The 21000-nt window shown below is 59.8% G+C and carries 22 protein-coding genes; 1 reads left to right on the forward strand and 21 read right to left on the reverse strand.

Translation table 11 applies throughout. The features are described from left to right. The first annotated feature begins 180 nt into the window (after nt 1-180). Nucleotides 181-1038, forward strand: a complete 858-nt coding sequence (locus tag AAAV21_RS00245; RefSeq protein ID WP_349106552.1) for a MurR/RpiR family transcriptional regulator — start codon at nt 181-183, stop codon at nt 1036-1038. 221 nt (nt 1039-1259) lie between these two features. Here the strand turns inward: AAAV21_RS00245 and AAAV21_RS00250 are convergent, their stop codons facing one another. From AAAV21_RS00250 to AAAV21_RS00350, 21 genes are all read right to left on the reverse strand, one after another. Further along, nucleotides 1260-2888 carry a DNA repair protein RecN gene (locus AAAV21_RS00250; protein WP_349106555.1) on the reverse strand — a complete coding sequence of 543 codons (1629 nt, stop codon included), beginning with the start codon at nt 2886-2888 and terminating at the stop codon, nt 1260-1262. After that, nucleotides 2878-3738, reverse strand: a complete 861-nt coding sequence (locus AAAV21_RS00255) for an NAD(+)/NADH kinase (RefSeq protein ID WP_055250448.1) — start codon at nt 3736-3738, stop codon at nt 2878-2880. The genes AAAV21_RS00250 and AAAV21_RS00255 overlap by 11 nt, the downstream gene beginning before the upstream one ends. Then, nucleotides 3735-4538, reverse strand: a complete 804-nt coding sequence (locus tag AAAV21_RS00260; protein ID WP_349106902.1) for a TlyA family RNA methyltransferase — start codon at nt 4536-4538, stop codon at nt 3735-3737. Before AAAV21_RS00260 ends, AAAV21_RS00255 begins: the two co-directional genes overlap by 4 nt. A gap of 35 nt (nt 4539-4573) precedes the next feature. Further along, nucleotides 4574-4813: an exodeoxyribonuclease VII small subunit gene (locus AAAV21_RS00265; RefSeq protein ID WP_006233978.1), complete on the reverse strand. Its 240-nt coding sequence runs from the start codon at nt 4811-4813 to the stop codon at nt 4574-4576. Between the two features lie 2 nt (nt 4814-4815). Continuing rightward, nucleotides 4816-5400 carry a transcription antitermination factor NusB gene (gene nusB, locus AAAV21_RS00270; protein WP_349106558.1) on the reverse strand — a complete coding sequence of 195 codons (585 nt, stop codon included), beginning with the start codon at nt 5398-5400 and terminating at the stop codon, nt 4816-4818. 3 nt (nt 5401-5403) lie between these two features. Continuing rightward, on the reverse strand, nt 5404-5766 hold the full coding sequence (locus AAAV21_RS00275; protein WP_006233982.1) for an Asp23/Gls24 family envelope stress response protein: 363 nt from the start codon (nt 5764-5766) through the stop codon (nt 5404-5406). 24 nt (nt 5767-5790) lie between these two features. Continuing rightward, nucleotides 5791-6354: an elongation factor P gene (gene efp, locus AAAV21_RS00280; RefSeq protein WP_006233983.1), complete on the reverse strand. Its 564-nt coding sequence runs from the start codon at nt 6352-6354 to the stop codon at nt 5791-5793. A 158-nt stretch (nt 6355-6512) separates the two neighbouring features. Then, entirely contained in the window at nt 6513-7643 is a 1131-nt protein-coding gene (locus AAAV21_RS00285; RefSeq protein ID WP_349106560.1) for a Xaa-Pro peptidase family protein, read from the reverse strand. A 132-nt stretch (nt 7644-7775) separates the two neighbouring features. Next, a complete protein-coding gene (locus tag AAAV21_RS00290; RefSeq protein WP_349106562.1) occupies nt 7776-8885 on the reverse strand; it encodes a hypothetical protein in 1110 nt (369 codons plus the stop codon). Beyond that, nucleotides 8882-9415 carry a shikimate kinase gene (locus AAAV21_RS00295; RefSeq protein WP_099431675.1) on the reverse strand — a complete coding sequence of 178 codons (534 nt, stop codon included), beginning with the start codon at nt 9413-9415 and terminating at the stop codon, nt 8882-8884. Before AAAV21_RS00295 ends, AAAV21_RS00290 begins: the two co-directional genes overlap by 4 nt. Nucleotides 9416-9423: 8 nt before the next feature. Further along, nucleotides 9424-9921 (reverse strand): YqeG family HAD IIIA-type phosphatase, encoded by a 498-nt coding sequence (locus tag AAAV21_RS00300; protein WP_161194197.1) that lies wholly within the window; start codon nt 9919-9921, stop codon nt 9424-9426. Nucleotide 9922: 1 nt separating this feature from the next. Further along, nucleotides 9923-11356: an endolytic transglycosylase MltG gene (gene mltG / locus AAAV21_RS00305; protein WP_349106565.1), complete on the reverse strand. Its 1434-nt coding sequence runs from the start codon at nt 11354-11356 to the stop codon at nt 9923-9925. Continuing rightward, the gene (gene ruvX, locus AAAV21_RS00310; protein ID WP_349106567.1) at nt 11349-11777 is read right to left on the reverse strand and encodes a Holliday junction resolvase RuvX; all 429 of its coding nucleotides are present in this window, start codon (nt 11775-11777) and stop codon (nt 11349-11351) included. The genes mltG and ruvX overlap by 8 nt, the downstream gene beginning before the upstream one ends. A gap of 17 nt (nt 11778-11794) precedes the next feature. Further along, on the reverse strand, nt 11795-14452 hold the full coding sequence (gene alaS, locus AAAV21_RS00315) for an alanine--tRNA ligase (protein ID WP_349106570.1): 2658 nt from the start codon (nt 14450-14452) through the stop codon (nt 11795-11797). Nucleotides 14453-14604: 152 nt separating this feature from the next. Beyond that, a complete protein-coding gene (locus AAAV21_RS00320) occupies nt 14605-16014 on the reverse strand; it encodes an AI-2E family transporter (protein WP_349106573.1) in 1410 nt (469 codons plus the stop codon). Further along, entirely contained in the window at nt 16011-16802 is a 792-nt protein-coding gene (locus tag AAAV21_RS00325) for an RNA polymerase sigma factor SigF (protein ID WP_055251080.1), read from the reverse strand. The genes AAAV21_RS00320 and AAAV21_RS00325 overlap by 4 nt, the downstream gene beginning before the upstream one ends. Before the next feature lies 1 nt (nt 16803). Continuing rightward, complete coding sequence (locus tag AAAV21_RS00330; protein WP_055251082.1) at nt 16804-17181, reverse strand: hypothetical protein; 378 nt, start codon at nt 17179-17181, stop codon at nt 16804-16806. Then, a complete protein-coding gene (locus AAAV21_RS00335) occupies nt 17174-17764 on the reverse strand; it encodes a hypothetical protein (protein WP_055251085.1) in 591 nt (196 codons plus the stop codon). Before AAAV21_RS00335 ends, AAAV21_RS00330 begins: the two co-directional genes overlap by 8 nt. A gap of 100 nt (nt 17765-17864) precedes the next feature. Then, the gene (locus AAAV21_RS00340) at nt 17865-19214 is read right to left on the reverse strand and encodes a replication-associated recombination protein A (RefSeq protein ID WP_082435510.1); all 1350 of its coding nucleotides are present in this window, start codon (nt 19212-19214) and stop codon (nt 17865-17867) included. 60 nt (nt 19215-19274) lie between these two features. Further along, nucleotides 19275-20522: an HD domain-containing protein gene (locus AAAV21_RS00345; protein WP_349106578.1), complete on the reverse strand. Its 1248-nt coding sequence runs from the start codon at nt 20520-20522 to the stop codon at nt 19275-19277. Nucleotides 20523-20553: 31 nt separating this feature from the next. After that, on the reverse strand, nt 20554-20976 hold the full coding sequence (locus AAAV21_RS00350) for a prepilin peptidase (protein ID WP_349106581.1): 423 nt from the start codon (nt 20974-20976) through the stop codon (nt 20554-20556). Nucleotides 20977-21000: the final 24 nt, after the last annotated feature.

A 21000-nucleotide genomic window follows, 5' to 3' on the forward strand; every position in this document is an offset into this window, starting at 1 on the left:
ACTTAAATGAGAAGCAATACAGCCCATTTCTCCGGTGAAAGGTTCTTTCATTACCGTAAACGGTAGATGAAAGTTTACCATCACCTATTGAAACGGCAAGGTGTATCTTCTAATTGAAAATGCCCGTATACTATATCGATGCACAACAAGCCAGTTGTTCATGCCAAACAGGAGTCATCCATGTCCGATAGCAGCAAGAGCGCACTCTCCCTTATAAGCACGCACAAGGGATACAGCGAGTCCGAGCAGCGCATTGTCGACTATATTCTAGAGCACCAGTCCGAGGCACCGCGCCTGACGGCCGCCCAGCTTTCACGCGCTGCCGCAACCTCCGAGGCTACCGTCTCGCGCTTCTGCCGCAAGCTGGGGTTTGGCAGCTTCCGCAGTTTTCAGTTTTCGCTGGCACGCGATCTGGAGAGCCAGCGCAATGAGGGACTGACCGACGAGGTCTCGCTCGACCATATGGAACAGAGCCTCAAGAATATCCTCGCCGCCAAGGTCAGTGAGCTCAATGCGACCATCGATGGCATTGATCACGACACGTTGACAGCTGTTGTGCACGCGTTTAAGAACGCAGGGGTCATTGAATTTGCTGCCGTCGGCAACACCAACGCCGTCGCGCTCGATGCGACGTTTAAGTTTTCGCAGCTGGGCCTTCGCTGCATGGCAAGCACCATCAGCGAGACCTCGATTGGTTTTGCACTCACGTTGCGCCCTGGGGACGTCATCGTGCTGATCTCGAACTCCGGCAAATCGCGTCGACTGAATCGCATGGCAAAAGCGGCTCGCGGCTGCGGCGCCACCGTTGTCGTCATCAGCAGCGACAGCAAGTCTCCGCTTGCCCGCCTTGCCGACTACACCTTTAATACCGTGAACCACGAGGCACTGCTCACCACGGGCGACTTTGCGTTCTCCAAGATCAGCGCCACGATGATCATCGAGGTCATCTACAACTTCCTGCTGCCCGAAATCGAGGACGCCCGAGAGCACATTAGCTACTACGAGGAGCTCATCCAGCCGGATAAGGTCGTTGAGTAGGTAAATTGGGGAGCCGATAGACGCCTCTCGTCACGAAACACGCCCATCTACTACGTTTTAACCGCAACCGCCACCCATACACCCAAAATAGAGAAAACCGCAGGCGTTCTACCTGCGGTTTTCTTTTTGCAATTCTTGGCGTGGTTGCCGATGCCCTACCAAACGTAGTAGATGGACCCGTTTCGTGGCGGCCGGGTTGGACATGCATGTGGCGGCTCGGCCTAGGCACGCGCCTCCGCAAGCATCTGCCTGGCGTGCGCCAGGCTTGCCTCGGACTGATCGCCGCTCAGCATGCGGGCGATCTCGGCGGTACGCGCTTCGCCGGTTACCTCGTCCAAATGCGTCTGGGGAACATCGCCCGGCTCCTTGCTGACAACATAATGCTTGTCGGCCATGACGGCGACCTGCGCCAAGTGGGTTACGACAATCACCTGATACGTAGCGGAGAGATCGGCCAGCACACCAGCAAGAGCACGAGCCGTAGAACCACCGACACCGGCATCGACCTCGTCAAATACCAGTGTGTCGACGCCGTCAGCATTACCCAAGACCACCTTGCTCGCCAGCATAACGCGACTGAGCTCGCCGCCCGAGGCGATGCGGCGCAGAGGGCGCGGTGTGAGGCCGGCGCCGCTGCGATACAGAAGCTCGTAGCTCGAAGGGCCCGCCGACGTCCACTCGGCACGCGGAAGATCACGCGACTCCCAGACGAGTTCGGCGCTGCCCATTTCCAGGCGTGCCATCTGACGACCCACCTCGTGACAAAAACGCGGAGCAGCGGTATTGCGCGCACGCTTAAGCGCCTTGGCGGCGGCGAACAGTTCGCGCTCCGCCGCGCAAAGCGCTTCGCGCGCCTTCTTGATCTGCTCATCGCCATCGTCAACCAACGACAACAGCTCCTGCGAGCGATCGCGCATGGCAAACACGTCGTCCATGGTGGGACCCCACTGACGCAGCAGGCCCTTGAGGTCGGAATACCGCTCGCGCATGCGAGCGAGCTCGCGAGGATCGAACGCAACGCCATCGCGATAAGCACGCAGCTCGTGGGCGCAATCCTCAAGCGAAATACAGGCATCCGAAAGGGCATCGGCGATGTTGCCCAGCTTGCGATCGACAGTCGCCATGCGCGACAGCTCTGCCACAGCGCCGTTCACGGCATCGAGTGCTCCCCCTTCGGCAGCAAGGGAGGCATGGGCATCGTTGGCCGTCGCTACCAGCACTTCGGCATGCTCCGAGCGCGGCAGCAGCTCCTCGAGCTCCTCGTACTCGCCCGGCTTGGGGTCGACCTCGGCGATACGCTCGAGCGCGAAGCGCGCCTCCTCGACGCGACTCCCCTGCGCACGCGACGCCTCCTCTACGCGACGGACCTCCTTGGCAGCCGCACGCGACACCTTGAAGCAAGCACGGTACTTTTCCAGCGCTTCGAGCGCAGGGCGACCAGCCCAGGCATCAACCATGGCGACATGATGCGCCGAATCGAGCAGGCGCTGATGTTCATGCTGGCCGCACAGATCCATCATCACGCCGACGCGCTCGGAAAGCTCGCGCACGCTGGCAATGCGACCATCAATCTTGACGCGGCTGCGGCCCTCGGCAGAAAGGCTGCGCTGCACGGTGAAGCCCTCCGTGTCGTGCGGGCCATCGAACAAGCGCGCCTCGACGCTCGCAAGCGCCTCGCCCTCGCGCACGGTCGAAGAATCCGCGCGCTCGCCCAAAATGAGCTTAAGCGCCGAGAGCAGCGCAGTCTTGCCGGCGCCGGTCTCGCCGGTCAGGACAGTTAGGCCCGCGCTGGGTACCAGCGTCGCCTCGCGAATGAGCGCAATGTTTGAAACCTGCAGCTCATCGATCATGGCGAACTCCGTAGAACACGCGGCTCACCGAGTTATAGAAGCTCTCGGGGCCGTAATCCAGCAGCAGCACATCGCCGGGACCACGGCGCACGGCCACGCTCTCGACCGTGCCATCGCAGGTAATAAACTGTCCGTCAATGGCAATCGCCGGCACGCTCGGGCGATCATCGGACATAAAGATCTCGACGACATCACTCGGCGAGGTCAAAAATGCGCGAGCCTGAATGGTATGCGGAGCGATGGGCACACAGACCATACCCGTGTAATCGGGGCTGACGATAGGGCCACCGGCACTCAGCGCGTACCCCGTAGAACCAGTCGCCGTGGACACGACCACGCCATCGCCACGCAAGCGATCGATATGGTGGCCGGAAACCGTGATGTCAAACTCAACCATATCGGACAGGGGTCCGCGCGTAAGTGCCATATCGTTGAGGGCAAACGTGCGCACGACATCCTTCGTGCCGTCTTCGCGCACGGACACGATATCCGCGGCGATGGTGGCGCGGCGGCTCACGTGGAGCTCGCCGGACAGGGCATCGCTCACGACCTGCAGAATGTCGCGCTCTTCGGGGCTCGCAGCAGTTAAAAAGCCCAGGTGACCATAGGAAAGACCAAGGATAGGAATCTCGCGATGGTTGAGGATGCGGGCAGCGCGCAGCAACGTACCGTCGCCGCCGAGCGTAATGACCAGATCTGAGCCATCAATATCAGGCGTGCTTTGAATCTTCGATCGCTGGTCGGCAGCCCATGCGACCTCGTAGCCCTGGCGCGAAAGCCAAAGCTCGAGCATCAAGCCGCTCTCGACCGCCTCTTGCTTGTAGTAATTGGGAACCAGAAAGACCTTCATAGCGTTGCAGCTTTCTCGCTCAAAGCCGATACCTGGGATTGCAGCTCATCGTCGGCGCGCTCCCCGGGGACAAACCTTGTGCCGTACAAGAAAAACTCAACGTTGCCCTTAGCGCCATGGATGGGCGACACGCACACGTCAAGCGGGAACAGGCCCTTGGCGGCAAAAAGCTCAATCGCCGCCACGAGCGTATCGCGGCGGACGGCGGGGTCGGTCACGATACCGCCCTCGCCCACCAGCGCAGCCGGCGCCTCAAACTGGGGCTTTACGAGCGTGCAGAACGAACCCGAAGGCTTCAGGCACGCCAGCACGGCGTCGATGATATTCGCGATGCTGGTAAACGAGACATCGCACACAGCCAGGTCGATGGCGGCGGCATAACCAAGCTCAGGCAGCTGCGTCACGTTTGTGCGCTCATGCAGCGACACGCGATCGTCCTGACGCAGCGACCAATCGAACTGGGCACGGCCCACGTCCACCGAGACAACGGTCGCAGCTCCGCGCTTGAGCAGGCAATCAGTAAAGCCGCCGGTAGAGCAGCCCACATCCAGACAGGCAAGGCCCGTCGGATTGATGCCAAACGCATCGAGCGCGCCTTCGAGCTTAAGACCGCCGCGGCCAACATAGGGAATACGCCCCTTCACGTGCAGCGGCAGGCCCGGGATCACCTTAAGGCCCGGCGAAGTCAAACGCTCACCGCCACTCGAGACCAAGCCGGCCATAAGAGTGCGAAGGGCATCCGCGCGATCGGCGCAGATGCCCTGTGAAATCAGTTCGTCATCAAGACGCACGCGTTTCATGAATGCCATCAACCATTCGTATCCGGAGATGCGGCCTAGCTATCCTGGGATTCGTTTGCCGCATCCTCATCGTATTCCTGCTCGAGCTTGTCGGCCTCACGCGGCGTCAGCTCAAACTTATCGACCATGTCGACCGCGCGGGAGCCCAGCTCAATCGCCTCGTCAAACAGATCGAGCGAACGCTCCAAGGAGGTATCCTTGGAGCGAACGGTAGCGATGATCTGATCCAAACGGTCTGAGATCTCGTCAAAGTTGCGGACAGAACCCTCTGGCATGACTACTCCTCGACGGAGTCGATGTCAGCCTCGGCGGCGTCCGCATCAGCGGCAAGTACACCGGCGGCAGCCTGAGCGGCAGCGACCTTGGCGGCAGCCTCGGCAGCCTGGGCCTCCTCGCGAGCGCGATCCTCGGCCAGCAGCTCCTGGTACAGGTCCTCACCCGGCAGCTCCTCGCTGCGAGCGATCTTGCCCAGCACGCCGTTGACGAACGACGCGGACTGGTCGGTGCCATAGGCCTTGGCAAGCTCAACGGCCTCGTTGATCACGATGGCGTCCGAGACCTCTTCGTCGGTAAAGAAGCGCATCTCGTAGACGGCGATACGCAGCAGATTGCGGTCGGCGCCGGGCATGCGCATAAGATCCCAGTTCTTGGCGACAGCGCGCAGGGCACAGTCGATGCGATCGATATGCTCGTAGGCACCGCGGCACAGCTCCAGCGCATAGGGGTCGAGGGGGCCCTTCGAGATCAGGAATTCGCCCTCGAGGACGCGCTCGAGCGGGCTGTCCGTGGCCTCGGCCTGAAACAGCAGCTGCAGCGCCTGACTGCGGGCAAGCGTACGCCCGCGATAAACCTTAAGGCTCAAAGGTTACTCCTTGGGGAAAACGAGGCCGTCGATGCAAACGTCAACGCGCTCGACCTCAACGCCCACCTGGGCATCGATGGCAGCGACCACGGCAGCGCGAACGGCCTCGGCGAGTTTCTTGAACGGATAGCCAAAGAACACCACGACACGCACGGTGAGTGCGAGCTTGTCGCCGACGACCTCGGCCTCGACCGCCGGCTCGGAAGCCGGGGCCTTGGACGAGAGCATCATGGAGACAAGGTTGGTGGCAAGGTCCTTGACGCCAACGGAGGCGATGCCCTCGACATCCGACACGGCGCGCGAGACGATGGCGGTCAGAACATCGGGTGAAATGCCGATGCCGTCAATCTTGATTTCCTGGGGCATGAGTCCTCCTAGAAGAGTTGGTTGCTAGACGCGGGAGACGAACTTGCCGTCGCGGGTGTCAACCTTGATGACCTCGCCCTCGTTGAGGTACATGGGGACCTGGATGACAGCGCCAGTGTCGATGGTGGCCGGCTTGGTGGAACCCTGGACGGTGTCGCCCTTAAAGCCCGGGTCGGTCTGGACGATGGTGGTCTCGATGAACATCGGCGGGGTCACACCCATGAGCTCATCGTCGGCGAAGAGCAGCTGGCAGATGTCGTTCTCGCGCAGCCACTTGGAGTTCTCGCCCACCATGTCCTCGGGAACGGGAACCTGCTCATAGGACTCGTTGTCCATGAAGATGTAGTCGGTGCCATCGTTGTAGAGGTACTGGAACTCACGGGTGGTGAGCATGACGCTCTCGAACTTGGTGCCGGCGTTGCAGGTGTTCTCGACGACGCGGCCGCTCTTGATATCGCGGGTCTTGTAGCGCACAAACGCGCCGCCCTTGCCCGGCTTGACGTGCTGGAACTCGACGATGGTGTAGACCTTGTCCTTGATGCGGAGACCGAGGCCGTTCTTGAAGTCGGCGGTAGAAATGGTAGGCATAGCGACCTTTCTTCTTATGGGCAGAACGCACAAGCGTCCAAATTACATACGACCGAAATTATACACTTGCAGACGGCGCCTGCAGCGAGCGCATAAAAAGAGAACGCGGGGCGCCCGAATTGCTCCGGACGCCCCGCCCAAAAATCTATCGAAGAGGACTAGCAGTCGATAACGTGAAGGTCATGCGGTGTCTTGGTGAAGGGCTCGTAGCCGTTCTCGGTGACCACGCCGTAGTCCTCCAGGCGCACGCCGCCCACACCGGGCAGGTACACGCCGGGCTCCATGGTGATAACCGAGCCGACCTCGATGATATTCTTGCTGCGGTTAAAGTTGGGCAGCTCGTGGATGTCAATGCCCACGCCGTGGCCCAGACCATGGTTGTAGTAATCACCATAGCCGGCATCGCCAATGATCTTCTTGGAAAGCTTGAAAATGTCGTTGCCCTCGACGCCCGGATGGATTGCGGCGACGCACTCCTCGTGCGCACGGCGCACGAGCGCGTACAGGTCGAGCTGTTCGGGCGTGGGCTCGCCCATCACGACGGTACGCGTCATATCGGAGCGATAGTCGCAGTAGCCCGCGCCATAATCCATGAGAACGAAGTCGCCCTTCTCGATCACGCGGTCGCTCGGGACGGCATGCGGGTTGGCGGTGTTGGGGCCGCTCGCGACGATGGAGCCGAAGGCCAGGCTGTCGGCACCGTTAGCGAACATAAAGTTCTCGAGCTCGTTGCGGACCTGCTTCTCGGTCATACCGGGCTTAATATAGCCGAGCATGTGCTGGAAGGCGGCGTCGGTGATCGACTGCGCGTGGCGCATGAGCTCGATCTCCTCGGCGTCCTTGATGGCGCGCATCTTACGGATGTCGTCATGCATCAGCGGCAGCATGCAGGCAACGGAGCGGTCCTCCAGGCCACGCTGAATACCCTGGTAGAAATTGATCTGCATGTCGTCCTCGACAGCGCAGACGCGGCACTTGTTGGCCGCGATCTTGCCGGCGACCCAACCGGGGATGGTGCCCTCGTCCATGTCGTAAACCCAGGGGCTGCCGGCGGGCGTGTTCTCCTCAAAGCTGTTGAGATAGCGCGAGTCGGTATGGAACAGGCACTGGTCGGTCGTAATAAACGCAGCATGCGGGAACTCGAAGGTGTAATCGAAGACGCCCTTGACGCCCGTAAGCCAACGAAGGTTGGCCTCGTCGCGCACCACGATAGCGTCGTAGCCACGCTCAACCATCAGGGCACGGACACGCTCGATACGACCGGCAGGACCGGCAGCAAACTCTGACATGCAGATTCCTTTCTTGTTGTCTCTATAAAGACGGAACGGGTCTCAACCGAACGACGGAATCGCGCGCGATTCGCAACCGATTGGAAACCCGCCCCTCAACATGATACGAAAGACGATGTATGTCAATAAATCCTAGAGAAGTTCTTTGCGAGAAGCCAAGTAGGCGTGAGCATGGCGGTCGAGGACCTCGTCCTCAACGCTCGTTAGACGAATGGCGCCGAGCGCCGCGGGCAGCGGCAACATGCTGCGGTTCGAGCGGACAAACTGCTGCCTGCGGAACTCCTCGATATATGAGGCAGGCTCCAGATCGAAGGCAAGCTCCTCGATACCAAAGTCCTCCAGGCAGTCATCGACCTCAAAGACGTAATCGATATCGAAGTCACAGGCATCATGTGCTAGGCGCGCCTCAAAGCGCATGCCCTCGGACAGCAGCTGGTAGACAGGGACCTGCGACGCGGCATCGACCAAGCAGGCGCGCAGGGTACGCTCCCCCGTCTTGCCAAAATCGAGCGCATGGCGGGCGCTCGGGTTCGTGGCCATCAGTACGTCCTTACGTGCAGTCTGAGACCACTGAACGGCATTGACGAGCGCGACCTCCTCGCCCGCGAGAATCTCGGGGACGGTCTCAGTAAACTGATTCCAGCGGGACTTGCTGCTCGAAAGCATGGTGCCAACAAGTACCGCATAACCGAGCTTAAGGTCCTCGGGGTCCGCCGCGCGAACAAGGTCGAGGTCACACACGACCAAGCCCGGCTCGGGACGGAACGCGATAGCGGGAAGCGCATTCTCCGACGAGGCGACGAGCGGCTTCATGGTCGTCGCGACCGTGAGCATGGCGTCGAACGTCGTCGGCAGCAAGGCGCACTCGGTGCGACCGCACCACTGATTGGCACACCAGCAAACGACTGAGCAGGTCGCCGTGTCGCCGACAGCGACAACGAGATCGTCACAGGTAATGCCATTAGCCGACAGGGCGCCAAAGACGGTATCGGCATCGACCAGCGTAGCACCGGCAGGCGAAACCTCGAGGACGAGCAACGACACAGCAAAACCGGCGTCAACCAGTGCATGCTCGACAGCCTCGCCAAAACGCTCGGATGTGGCGTCGTTCCAAACCACCATCGCGCGCTTAGGCTTGCCCACAACCGAGGCAAACATGCGCGGCAGCTCCTCGAACGCCCCCAATCCGACGCGGACATCGACACTGCGGTTTTGGAAATTGATAAGTTGACGGCGAATCATAGCAGTCCACGCTCCAAAAGCATCTCGGCACAAAGGTAGGAAACGTCCTCGAAGGACTTGTTGCGAATATCAAGGGTAATATCGGCGGCCTGGCGATACAGCGGACGGCGATGCTCAAACAGGCGCGCAGCATGCTCGGGCGAGCGGAAATCGGGCCGGGTATCAGAACGGCGAATCTGGCGCAACGAGTCCTCAAAGTCGCCTTCGAGGTACACGCATGTACCCATCTCGTGCATCAGTTCAATGTTCACCGGCGTCTCGACGATGCCACCCCCGCACGACACCAGCAGGCTGCGCTCGCTTTGAAGCGAACGGAGTGCCGAGGTCTCGAGCTCGCGAAAACGATCCTCGCCCTCGGTCTCAAATATCTCGGTCACCGACTTGCCACATCGACGCACAACCAAACGATCGGTATCGATAAAACGCCGCTTGAACATAGTGCCGACGTTGCGCGCGAGCGTCGATTTGCCCGCGCCCAAAAAGCCGATAAAGAAAATATGGTCGCAGCCGTGTTTGATGTGCTGAGACATGGCGAAACCTATTCCTCGCAGGGAAGGTCGCGCAGGGCCCGGCGCTCAAAGATACGGAAGATCTGCGTGTACCACAGGTCCTGGGTTGCCTGCGGCTTGACCAGAATAGTGTCAACGCCGGCAAAATTACCGCTCCACACGTCCGTGTACAGCTGATCGCCGATCAGCACCGCCTCGTCTGCCGTGGCGCCGAGGCGCTTAAGACCCGCCTTCAAGGCAAACGGGGCGGGCTTCATGGCGTGGCTAATGGCCTCGAGTCCCAGCTCGCGTGCAGAGCTCATGACCTGGTCGCGATGCCAGTTGTTGGACACCATGCACAGCTTAAAGCCTTTGGCGCGGGCGGCGTCGAGCCAAGCGGAAACCGCAGTGGGAACCTGCTCGGTGTCGCGCGGCACCAGAGTGTTATCGCGATCGAGCAGAATGGCGCGTTTGCCGTCGGCCCACAGGGTATCAAGGTCGATGCGATCGACCGAGGCAACGTATCGTTTGGGGCTAAAAATCCTCATGCTAATTCCAAGACTGTTGATGCTCTTCGTAGGTTTGCGAGAAGTACTCCTCGTCCTGCGTAATGTAGAAATACAGGTCATCGGAGTCGGTCGGCTCAAGCGTGGCCTTGAGTGCCTCGAGCGAAGGAGAGCAGATGGGCGTGGGTGGCAGGCCCTCGTGCTTATAGGTGTTATATGGGCTATCGCTCTGCAGGTCGTCGGCGGTAACCTCGCCACCGGTGACATACATCATGGTCGCATCGCTGTTGAGATAGCGCAGACCGTCGAGCTTGCCGGCAAGGCGGTTGTAGAAGACCGAGGCCACGTGCGCACGTTGATCGGCGTTGAGGCCCTCGCGCTCAACGATAGAGGCCAAGTTAACGATGTCGTAGTCGGACATCTCCACACCGTAGCGCTCCTTGATCTTGGCTTCGCAGCTCGCAAAGTCAAGCGACTTGTACTCAGTCTTAAACTGATCGAGCATGGCGCGAATCACGTCATCGGCCGTCGGCGAATCACCCAACGAATAGGTCTTGGGGAACAAGAAACCCTCGAGCGAGTCGTTGGCGGCGCCCTTAAGGAAGCTATAGTCATCCACGTAATTGGAGGCCTTAGCCTGGTTGAGGAAGTCTTCCTTAGAGATGCTGTCGTAGGCCTGGGCCACACGGTCGGCGACTTGATCGACCGTCAGGCCCTCAGGGATAGTCAGCGCATTGGAGCCCGCGTTAGGACCTTCCATGAGCTGCTGAACAACCTTGGTCGCATCCATGAGCGTGGTGAACGAGTAGGTGCCAGGCTTAAGCGACATATCGGCGTTGAGCTTTTTCACCGCCGCGTAGTAATCCTTGGGATTTTCGACGATATGGTTCTCGGAGAGAATCGAGGCGATCGCATCACCCGAAGCACCGTCGGGAATGGTCACCGTAACCTGCTGACCAGCCGTGACCTTCGTATCCTCACCGGCAAAGAAGCCCTTGACGGCAGGCACGACAAAGAAAGCGATAGTAGCAAGCGCGATAACGGCCACCACAACGCCGATGATCATAGGAACCGGAGAACTCTTCTTTTGAGCACCGCGACGAGCATGCGTGTTGTAGCTCGAGCGAGTCGCCGGAGCAACGCCATGCGAACCGCGAGCGTGATGCGAATGCGATTGGGGGACCTGCGTTCGCTGGGTAGGTGCCTGTTGCTTAAAGCGAGCACCGCCTGCAGGCTGAGCCGAACGAGCAGTGGGCTGCTGAGCCGCGTGAGAAGCCGGATACTGAACCGAACGAGCAGAAGGCTGCTGACCCGTCCGTTGAACAGGTTGGGCCGAACGAGAGGAGGACTGCACCGGGCGCGCGGCAGACTGAGCTGCGCGCTGGGTCGGCTGTGCCGGACGCTGGCCAGGCTGGGCAGGGCGCGACGCCGGCTGACGTGTACGATTCGGCTGGCGCGGATCGGGAGCGCTAGGCATGCGAAACCTCCTCGTTTTGACGATCAAGCCACGTCTGCAAAAACAGGCTGGCGGCAATCATGTCAATCTTGCCCCTCATCTGTTTTTCGTTGAGGCCCTGCTCGCGCAGGATACGCTTGGCCTCTTGCGAGGACAGGCGCTCGTCCTCAAACTCCAACGGAAGATCGAGCTCGTCGGCAATCTTTTGCGCAACAGCGGCAACACGCTCGGCCTGGGGACCGGGCTCACCGGCCATGGTCAGGGGACGCCCACTTACCAGGATATCGGGCTCATAGTCCTCGACCAGGTAGCGGAACGTCTTGGCCATACCGGTGACCTCTGCAGCCGGGAGCACCTTGACAGGCATCGCCATCTTGCCATCACGGCTCGAGACGGCGATGCCGATCCTGGTCTCCCCTATGTCCAGCGCAAGCGCGACCACAGCGATTACCTAGATTCTTAGGCGCCGAGCGCGGTCTTAGCGGCCGCGAGGGCATCGGCGATGCCGGCGGCGTTCTTGCCACCGGCCTGGGCCATGTTGGGACGGCCGCCACCACGACCGTCGACCAGGCCCGCGATCTGCTTGATCACGTTGCCGGCGTGGAAACCGGCCTTGACAGCGTCATCAGAGCCGGCGGCGAGCAGGGCCGGGGTGCCCTTCTCGGTCACGCTGGCGACGACGCAGGCGACAGGACCGGCAACCTTCTGGTGCACGGTATCCCAGACGTTTCGCAGGTCAGCGGCCTCAAGGCCCTGGAGCTCAGCGACGACGAGCTTGTAGCCGTCGAGCTCGACGGCGCCCTCGATGGCGCTGGAGATAGCATCGGAGGAGCCACCGGTCAGCGCCTTCTTAAGCTTATTGGACGTCTCGCGCAGCTCAGCCTGCAGGTTTTCCACGCGGGCGGGAACCTCATCCACACGGCACTTGAGCGCAGCAGCGGCGGCGTCGACGAGCGCCAAACGGTCGGCCATGTAGTCGAGAGCACCCTTAGAGGCCACGGCCTCAATGCGGCGGACGTTGGAGCCCGTAGAGGACTCGGAAATGATCTTGAACAGGCCGATCTCGGCGGTGTTGGCGGCATGGGTGCCACCGCAGAGCTCACGGGAGAACGGCTGGTCCTCGGCGCCCACGGAGACAACGCGGACGACGTCGCCATACTTCTCGCCAAACAGGGCGACAGCACCGGCGGCCTTGGCCTCGTCGATGCCCATGACGCGGGTCACGACCGGCTTGGAGGCGAAGATCTGCTGGTTGACCAGGTCCTCGACAGCCTTGAGCTGCTCGGAGGACAGGGCCTCGAAGTGCGTGAAGTCAAAGCGCAGGTGCTCGGGCGTCACCAGCGAGCCAGCCTGGGAGACATGCTCGCCCAGGACCTGCTTAAGCGCAGCGTCGAGCAGGTGGGTGGCGGTGTGGTTGCGGCGCAGGAAACCACGGCGCTCGACGTCGAGCGCGGCGGTCACGGTAGCACCGACGGTCAATGTGCCCTCGGCAACGTGCGCGACGTGAGCATACAGGCCATTGTGGTTATTGGTATCGGAAACGGTCAGCGCAACGCCCTCGGCGGAAAGCTCGCCGGCATCGCCCTGCTGGCCACCCATCTCGGCGTAGAACGGGGTGCGGTCGAGCACGGCCTCGACGTCCTCGCCCACGGCAGCGGACTCGACGGACTCGCCGTTGCGAACGATGGCGACAACCTTGGCACCCTCGATCACATCGTTGTCATAGCCGTCGAACTCGGTCGCGGCAACCTTGTCGGAAAGCTCGACCCACACGTCGTTGAAGCTGCCCCAAGCATCGCCCTTGGCGTTGGCGCGAGCGCGGGCCTTCTGGTCCTCCATGCAGGCGGTAAAGCCGTCCATGTCGACGTCGTGGCCAGCGACGCCGGCAATCTCGACGGTCAGGTCAATGGGGAAACCAAAGGTGTCATGCAGCTTAAAGGCGACGTCGCCCGGAAGGACAGCACCCTCGGCAAGCGCGGCCAGAGCCTCATCCAGGTAGAAGCGGCCGTTGTCGAGCGTCGTGGAGAAACGCTCCTCCTCGGAGGCGACGATGCCCTTAACGAGCGCGACGTTCTTGAGCAGCTCGGGATAGGCCTCGCCCATCTGAGCGTTGACCTCGTCGATGAACTTGGTCAGGAAGGCGCCCTCGATGCCCAGCAGACGACCGTGGAACACGGCACGGCGGAGCAGGCGGCGAAGGACGTACTCGCGACCCTCGTTACCGGGCAGGATGCCGTCAGAGATCATAAAGTCGACGGCACGGGAGTGGTCGGCGATGATGCGCAGGGAGCGGCTGGCGCCGGAGTAATCGTCGGCGTCATAGGTCTTGCCGCTGATCTTCTCACCGAGCTTGATGAGGTGCTGCATCAGATCGCCGTCGTAGTTAGCGGTCTTGTGCTGCATGATAGCGGCCATGCGCTCCAGACCCATACCCGTATCGAGGTTGCGGTGCGGCAGCTCCGGCATGGAGCCGTCCTCCTGGCGGTCGTACTGGGTAAACACGAGGTTCCAGAACTCAAGGAAGCGATCGCAGTCGCAGCCAGGCTTGCAGTCGGGGCTGCCGCAACCGACCTCCTCGCCCATGTCAAAGTAGATCTCAGAGCACGGACCGCAGGGACCGGTGGGGCCAGCGGCCCAGAAGTTGTCGTCCTCGCCCAAGCGGGAGATGTGATCCTCGGCAACGCCCAGGGAGCGCCATACGTCATGGGTCTCGTCGTCCTCGGTAAAGACGGTGAAGTACAGGCGATCGAGCGGCAGCTTGAACTCCTTGGTGATGAGCTCAAAGGCCCAAGCGCAGGCCTGCTGCTTGGAGACGCCGCCAAAGGAGAAGTCGCCGAGCATCTCAAAGAAGGACAGGTGACGGCCGTCCTCGCCGATGCAATCGATGTCGTTGGTGCGGACGCACTTCTGGCAGGAGATCGCGCCGATCTCCTTCATGGTCTTCTTGCCCTGGTAGTACTCCTTAAACTGATTCATGCCGGCGTTAGCAAGCAACAGCGAAGGATCGTCGGGGACGAGGGACGAAGAAGGATAGAGCTTAAGACCGCGCTCCTCAAAGAAGTTGAGGAACTTAGAGCGAATCTCGGCCGTAGTCATTGACGGGTAGTCAGCACTCATAGAGGGAATCTCCTCGGTTTCACATCGAAACAGTTCAAACGTAACGATATTACCATCCCACCGCGCCTGTGCAAAAAAGAGGGCCGGCACAATGCCGGCCCTTCAGCGAAATTGCATGTTAGCGCGTATGAATGTTAGCCCAAATTACCCCGCTACTTGTCGTCATCGTCCATGGAGCCGTCGATGCCGGTTTTTGTATCGTCGTCCGTGTTGGAGTCATCGTCCTTGGCAAAGGGGTTCTTGAAGAAGCCCGTGGCATCGGGCTGCAGACCAGAGATCTTAATCCAGGGATTATCGAGCTCGGGCTTGGGCATGGCCTTGGCCTCGGGCGCAGTCTCGTTGCCGATGAGTTCGGACTCGTAGATGAAGGTGTCGTCGCCGAGCGCGTCGTAGGCGGCGACCGGGTTGCCATCGGCATCGCGGTACGGCGTGCCCTTAAACACGGCGCCGTCATAGGCCACAAGCTGTCGGCCGGTCTCATTCTCGAAGTAGTACACGAAGATACCCTTGAGGGCCGCACACAGCGGGATGGCAATAATCATGCCGATGGGGCCCATGAGTGCCGAGCCAATAACGAGCGCCGTGAGGCTCATGATGGGATGCACCTGCACCGAGCTCTGCATGACCTTAGGCGAAATCACGTTATCAGTGACGTTTTGCGCGACCATCGTCACGATGAGCGTCCACAACGCCAACATGGGGCTGAACATGAAACCGAGCACTGTGGCGATTGCCGCGCTCACCCAGGGGCCGACGACCGGAACCAAATGCATGATGCCGGTAAAGATAGCCATGAGCGCCGCATACGGATGGCCGATAATCATAAAACCAATAAAGGCGAGGAAACCACCGCAGATGGACGTCACGACCATACCGCGCATGTAGCCGCCGACAGAGCGAGAAAGGATGGCGACCATAAAGCGGTACGAAGTCTCCTTCTCCTGACCGATGATGGTGCAAATCTCGTGGTGCATGCGAGGATAATCGCAGGCCATCCAGTAGGCAAGCACCAGACCAAGGAAGATCACGAACAACTGCGAGGCCGTATTGGTGATGAGCGGGAACACACCGCGGCCAAGCTCGGCAGCGATCTGAGACACATACTTCGATGCCACGGTAACCAGCGACGAAAGATTATCGTCCAAATACTCCATGAGCGGCGTGTTGTTGAGCGTCTTGACATGCGAGACCATCTCGTTGAGGTCGCCACCCGCAACACGAAGCTGCTCGGGCAGGCGGCTCAGGACTTCCATGATCTGACCAAAAAGAATCGGCGACAAGATGCAAACAACACCGACGAGCACGGCAACAACAACAATAAGCGCTATAAGCGAACCGATGCCGCGATTCACGCCATGATGCTCGAGCCAGTTGGTGATCGGGGACATCACAAAAGCAATGATGGAACCAACAGCGAGAAACTCGATAACCGGTGCCAGGATGCCCATAAGGTTAAAGATGACGGCAGCGATGACAATGCAGCCGACAACAGCCCAAATGCGAAGCGTCAGAATGCGGGTATCGCGCAGCGTGCGGTCTGTTTGTTGGGGGTGCTCACTCATGAACGAATCATCACTCCGTCGGGGTCAATCTTATCCTGAATCTTCTTGAGGGTGCGGCGCAACAAGCGCGAGACCTGCACCTGCGAGATGCCCAGCTTCTTGGCGATCTCGATCTGGGTCATGCCCTTTACAAAGCGCAGCTCGATGACTTCGCGCTCGCGCGGCGAGAAATCGCGGATGGCCTCTTCAATGACCAGACGGTCATCGGTAAAGTCGAGCTCGTTGTCGTCGTCGGCGTAGCGGTCGAGAATCGAGGGCGCATCGTCGGAATCGGACGCACCAGGAGCCTCAATGGGCACCGAGGTATAGGCCGAAGACGATTCCATAGCCTCCAGGACCTCGTCGACGGTCACGTCCAGGTACTCAGCGATTTCTTCGACCTTGGGCGAGCGCTGCAACTCGTTGGTAAGCTTGTCGGTAGCCTGGTTAACCTTGGCAGAAAGCTCCTGCAGGCGACGAGGCACGCGCACGCTCCAGCCCTTGTCACGGAAGTGACGCTTGATCTCGCCCAAGATGGTGGGCGTGGCAAACGTGGTGAACTCGAGCCCGCGCTCAGGGTCAAAGCGGTCGATCGCCTTGAGCAGGCCCAAATAGCCAACCTGCATCAGGTCGTCGAGCGGCTCGCCACGATTCTTAAATTTGTTGGCAAGAAACCTTACCAGGTTCATATGGGACATGACGAGCTGCTCGCGGGCTTCCGGATCACCGGTCTCCTTATAACGACGAAATAGCTCGCGGGTTTTCTCCTTGTCCCAAGCGGCCTTGCCGCTCCGGGAACGTTCGGTCATATTAGATATCCGCCTTGAGGTCGAGGGAAAGCGTTAAGGGCGCCGCAGTCTTTTCGTAGGAATCGCACACGCTCGCGAGGATGAGCTCGGCATACACCGCAGCCTGGTCGTTTTCATCAACCGTAGCCTGGTCTCCAAAGGTAATAGTCATGCCAACGTGAGTCTCATCGACATCGAATTTGATGGTGATGTCGTCGCAGTCGACCGCGGTGCACCCAAAGATGAAAGCCTCCTCGGCAGCCATGCGGATGTCCTCGATGCGATCGACAGACATGGAGCACAGGGCACCAACGTTGGCCGCCGTCATGCGCACAAGTCGAGCGAGACGCGGGTCGCCGGCAACGGTCAGCGTGATGGGGCAGGTTGCTTCGCTACTCATCGCAGGACTCCTCAGAGGACTCGGCGGGCGTATAGGTGTAATACTGAGCCGGCTTGCCAACATGCTTATGGCAATCATCGTCGCCCGCGGCGGCCTCGTCCCCGGCTTCGCCAATCAAGACGCGCTCGGTCGGCTGCTCGGCTTCGGCGGCAGAGGAAAGCTTGCGCTCGGCGTCGGCCGCGGGAGCCTTCACCTTGTTAATGAGTTTCTGCACGGCACCTGCCGCGGAATCAGTTACACTCGACACAGCATTGCTGGCCTCGGCCATGCTGCCCGTAACCTCGGAAATGTCGCGAACCACGGCCTCAACTTCTACGAGATTGGAGGTAAGGGCGTCGACGGCGGTCTTGCTCGACTTAAGCAGCGGCTCCATCTGGGCAAGTGCCGGCGTAAGCTCGTCGACAGCACCGTCGAGTTTTGCCACCACCGGCTGCGCCTCGGCGATGGTGTTGTTGAGGTCGTTCACGGTCTTATCGAGCGAATCGACAACGTTGCGGGTCTTGCGCAGGGTAAGCGCGAGCTCAACGATAGCCCACACGCCGGCAACGGCGAGCAGCAGCAAGGCGATTTGAATGGGACTCATACAAGCCTCCCAAAGGAATCGAAATACAGACGCTTTCCATGGTACCCCAAAGGGGACCGAACATGCCAAGAGCAGCAACGTGGGACAAAATTATCAGCAGCTACTTCGGTGCATTCCCGCTACGGTCACGTTCGCTTTGTTCTACGCGCCATTCTTCCCAACCACGGCCGGCAGGCCGCCAAAATGCACCGCGTTCTAAGCCTTCGGGCAAATAGCGCTGGTCGACCCAGCCTTCGGGATAATCGTGCGGATACTTATACACACCGTATTCATCGCTGCCCGGGCGATGGCGATCGCGCAGATAACTCGGCACCTCGCGAAGCCCACTAGAGTGGATATCGGCAAGCGCCGCATCGATCGAAGCCTCACACGCGTTGGATTTAGGCGCCAAGCACACATAGAGTGCAGCCTGAGCCAGGTTAATACGGCACTCGGGATAGCCAATGACCTCGGCAGACTTAAACGCGGCATGCGCCACCAAAAGCGCCTGCGGATCGGCGTTGCCAACGTCCTCAGAAGCCTGAATCATAATACGGCGAGCGATAAACTTGGGATCCTCCCCCGCATCAATCATGCGCGCGAGCCAATAGATCGTAGCATCGGGGTCGCTACCGCGCATAGACTTAATAAACGCACTGATAATGTCGTAGTGCATGTCGCCGTTTTTGTCGTACGAAAAGCCACGACGCGGGTTGGCAATCTTTACGTCATCCACGGTGATGGGATAGCGCTCCCCCGCCGCCGGCGCTGGCGTTCCCTCCGTATCGGGACGCGTGACGGCAATCTCGCTCGCCAGCTCAAGTGTCGTCAGGGCCGAGCGTGCATCACCCGCAGCCAGCGTACAAATGGTCTTGACCGTATCCTCATCGGCCGAGAACTTACCGTTCAGGCCCTGAGGTGCCTCGAGCGCACGCTCGATAAGCATGGCGATATCCTCGTCCTTTAAATGTTCAAGCTCCACGACTCGACCACGTGAGAGCAGCGCCGAGTTGACCTCGAAGTACGGATTCTCCGTCGTAGCGCCAATCATAATGACGGTACGGTTCTCAACTGCATGCAGCAGGGCATCCTGCTGCGACTTAGAGAAGCGGTGAATCTCATCGATGAATAGAATGGTGCGGCGGTCGTACGTATTCAGGCGCGTCTTGGCCTCGTCAATCACGCGGCGCAAGTCCTTTACGGTGCCCGTCACGGCGCTGACCTCGACAAACTCGCTCTTGGTATGGTTGGCGATAATGTGGGCCAGCGTCGTCTTGCCCGTGCCAGCCGGGCCGTACAGAATCACGCTCGACAGCACGTCATGCTCAATCGCGGCGCGCAGCCACGAGCCCTTACCGACGGCCTTTTGCTGGCCCACATACTCGTCGAGCGAATTGGGGCGCATACGCACCGCAAGCGGGGCATTCTGAAAAGAGCGCTCGCGCGTCGAAGCAGAAAAAAGGTCGTCCATAGCCATCCCGTGCATCAATCAAAATCGTTGTTGACCAACAGTATACCGAAAGGATACGAACTACCGTTCGTTAATATAGGTGCGGTGCGGAAACTTTAGACCTGGGAACAATTTGCTCGTCAGCTCGCAGAAATAACCATCCGTCATGCTTGCGATGTAATCGACGACAGTCTGATCCTTGTCGTCCTGCCAAGCATAGATGCGGCCATAATAGGAAAGCTGCTGCTCAATACGCGAAATGTGGTGCTTAAAGATGTAGGAGGACTCGTCACCCTCGTTTATATCCTGCAGGCAACGGTCGTAGAGCTTTTCGAACGCCTCACGCAGCTCCTCCTCGGAATCGCCTTCGATACCGCCCTTGCTATAGATCTTCTCGTAGTTCTCGCGCTTGGCTCGGCGGATCTCCTCAAACAGGTCCTCGCTCATCTCGATACGCGGTTTGCCGTAGCTATGCTCAACGATATCGATGGAAGCGTGCGTGAGAATCCAGCTGTTATAGGCGCCGCCCCGACCATCGTCAAAAGCGTCGGGCGACAGCAGGCCCGCGGCAATGGCGTCCTGACGATCACGACCGACGTAGGCGAGGATATCCGAGATACGCACCACACAGCCCTCGAGCGTCATGGGACGCAGGTGCTCAATCGCGCTATAGCCTGTGGCAATGCATTCCTCGACGGTTCGGTCGAACTGGTCAAAGGAACCCATGTCCGAAAGCTCAAAAACACGCTGTTCGTACTCGCCGTTGTGGCATAGCAAGCCGTCGAGCGTCTGGAGCGACACGTTGCGGCCATACAGGGCGTCGAGCACGCGGACCGACTGAACGTTATGGAAAAAGTAGCGACCCGTGCGCTCATGATAGATATCGTTGAGAAAACGCTCACCGGCATGGCCGAAAGGCGTGTGGCCCAAGTCGTGGCCCAGGCCAATCGCCTCGATCAGATCGCAATTGAGCCCCAGGGCGCGACCGATATCGCGCGCAATGCGGGAGACAAGCTGCACGTGCAAACCGCGGCGTGACAGATCGTCATTGCTACGGAAGCTAAAGACCTGCGTTTTGCCTGCATAACGGGTGTACGCCGGAAGATGAAGTATCTTTTCGGTATCGCGCATAAACGCCGGACGCATAAGCGTGCCTTTGTCGGAGGCGCGATCAATACGACGAATGACCTGATCGTCGTTGCAACGATACGGGTTAACATAGCCCGAAGCACGATCGGTGGCAATGCGCTCGAAAAGTTCGGGCGACAACGCCGAGGGAATACGGTCCATGCGCGCCTTAATGACGGCCGTTTCTTGATTAGTTGCCATGGCATGCTCCTTAAGAAGGATGCGCAATCGGTTACAAAGTGCAGCCCACAACCTCGATTATGGCAAAAATCGGCACCAAAAACGGGAGCAATGGCAGGGAGCGCGATTTTGTGATGAGGCAGGAGAGGGCAAGGACCAGGAGCGCGGCGGCAAATGCCACGATGCCACCCATAGGGTCGAGCGTGCAAAGCGCGAAGAGTGCCTTGGCATCTCCCATGCCGATGCCCGGGATTTGGCGAAGACGACGCCAGAGGGACTCAGTCAGAACGAGGGCAAGATACACGATGACGGCAAGACCTGCGTGGTCAAGCGTTGTGTTCAAACCGAGGTCGAGCCAAACGCCCGCAAACGCCGCCACGGCGCACGCGCCAGCAAGCTCATTGGGAAACCGCCGCTCACGGGCATCAACCACCGCACCGGCAAAGACGCAGATCCAAAATGGGATGTAGAACATCGTGCACCTCCATGAGCAGCTGCT

The organism is Collinsella sp. CLA-AA-H302, from assembly GCF_040093305.1.
In the GTDB taxonomy this organism is placed as follows: domain Bacteria; phylum Actinomycetota; class Coriobacteriia; order Coriobacteriales; family Coriobacteriaceae; genus Collinsella.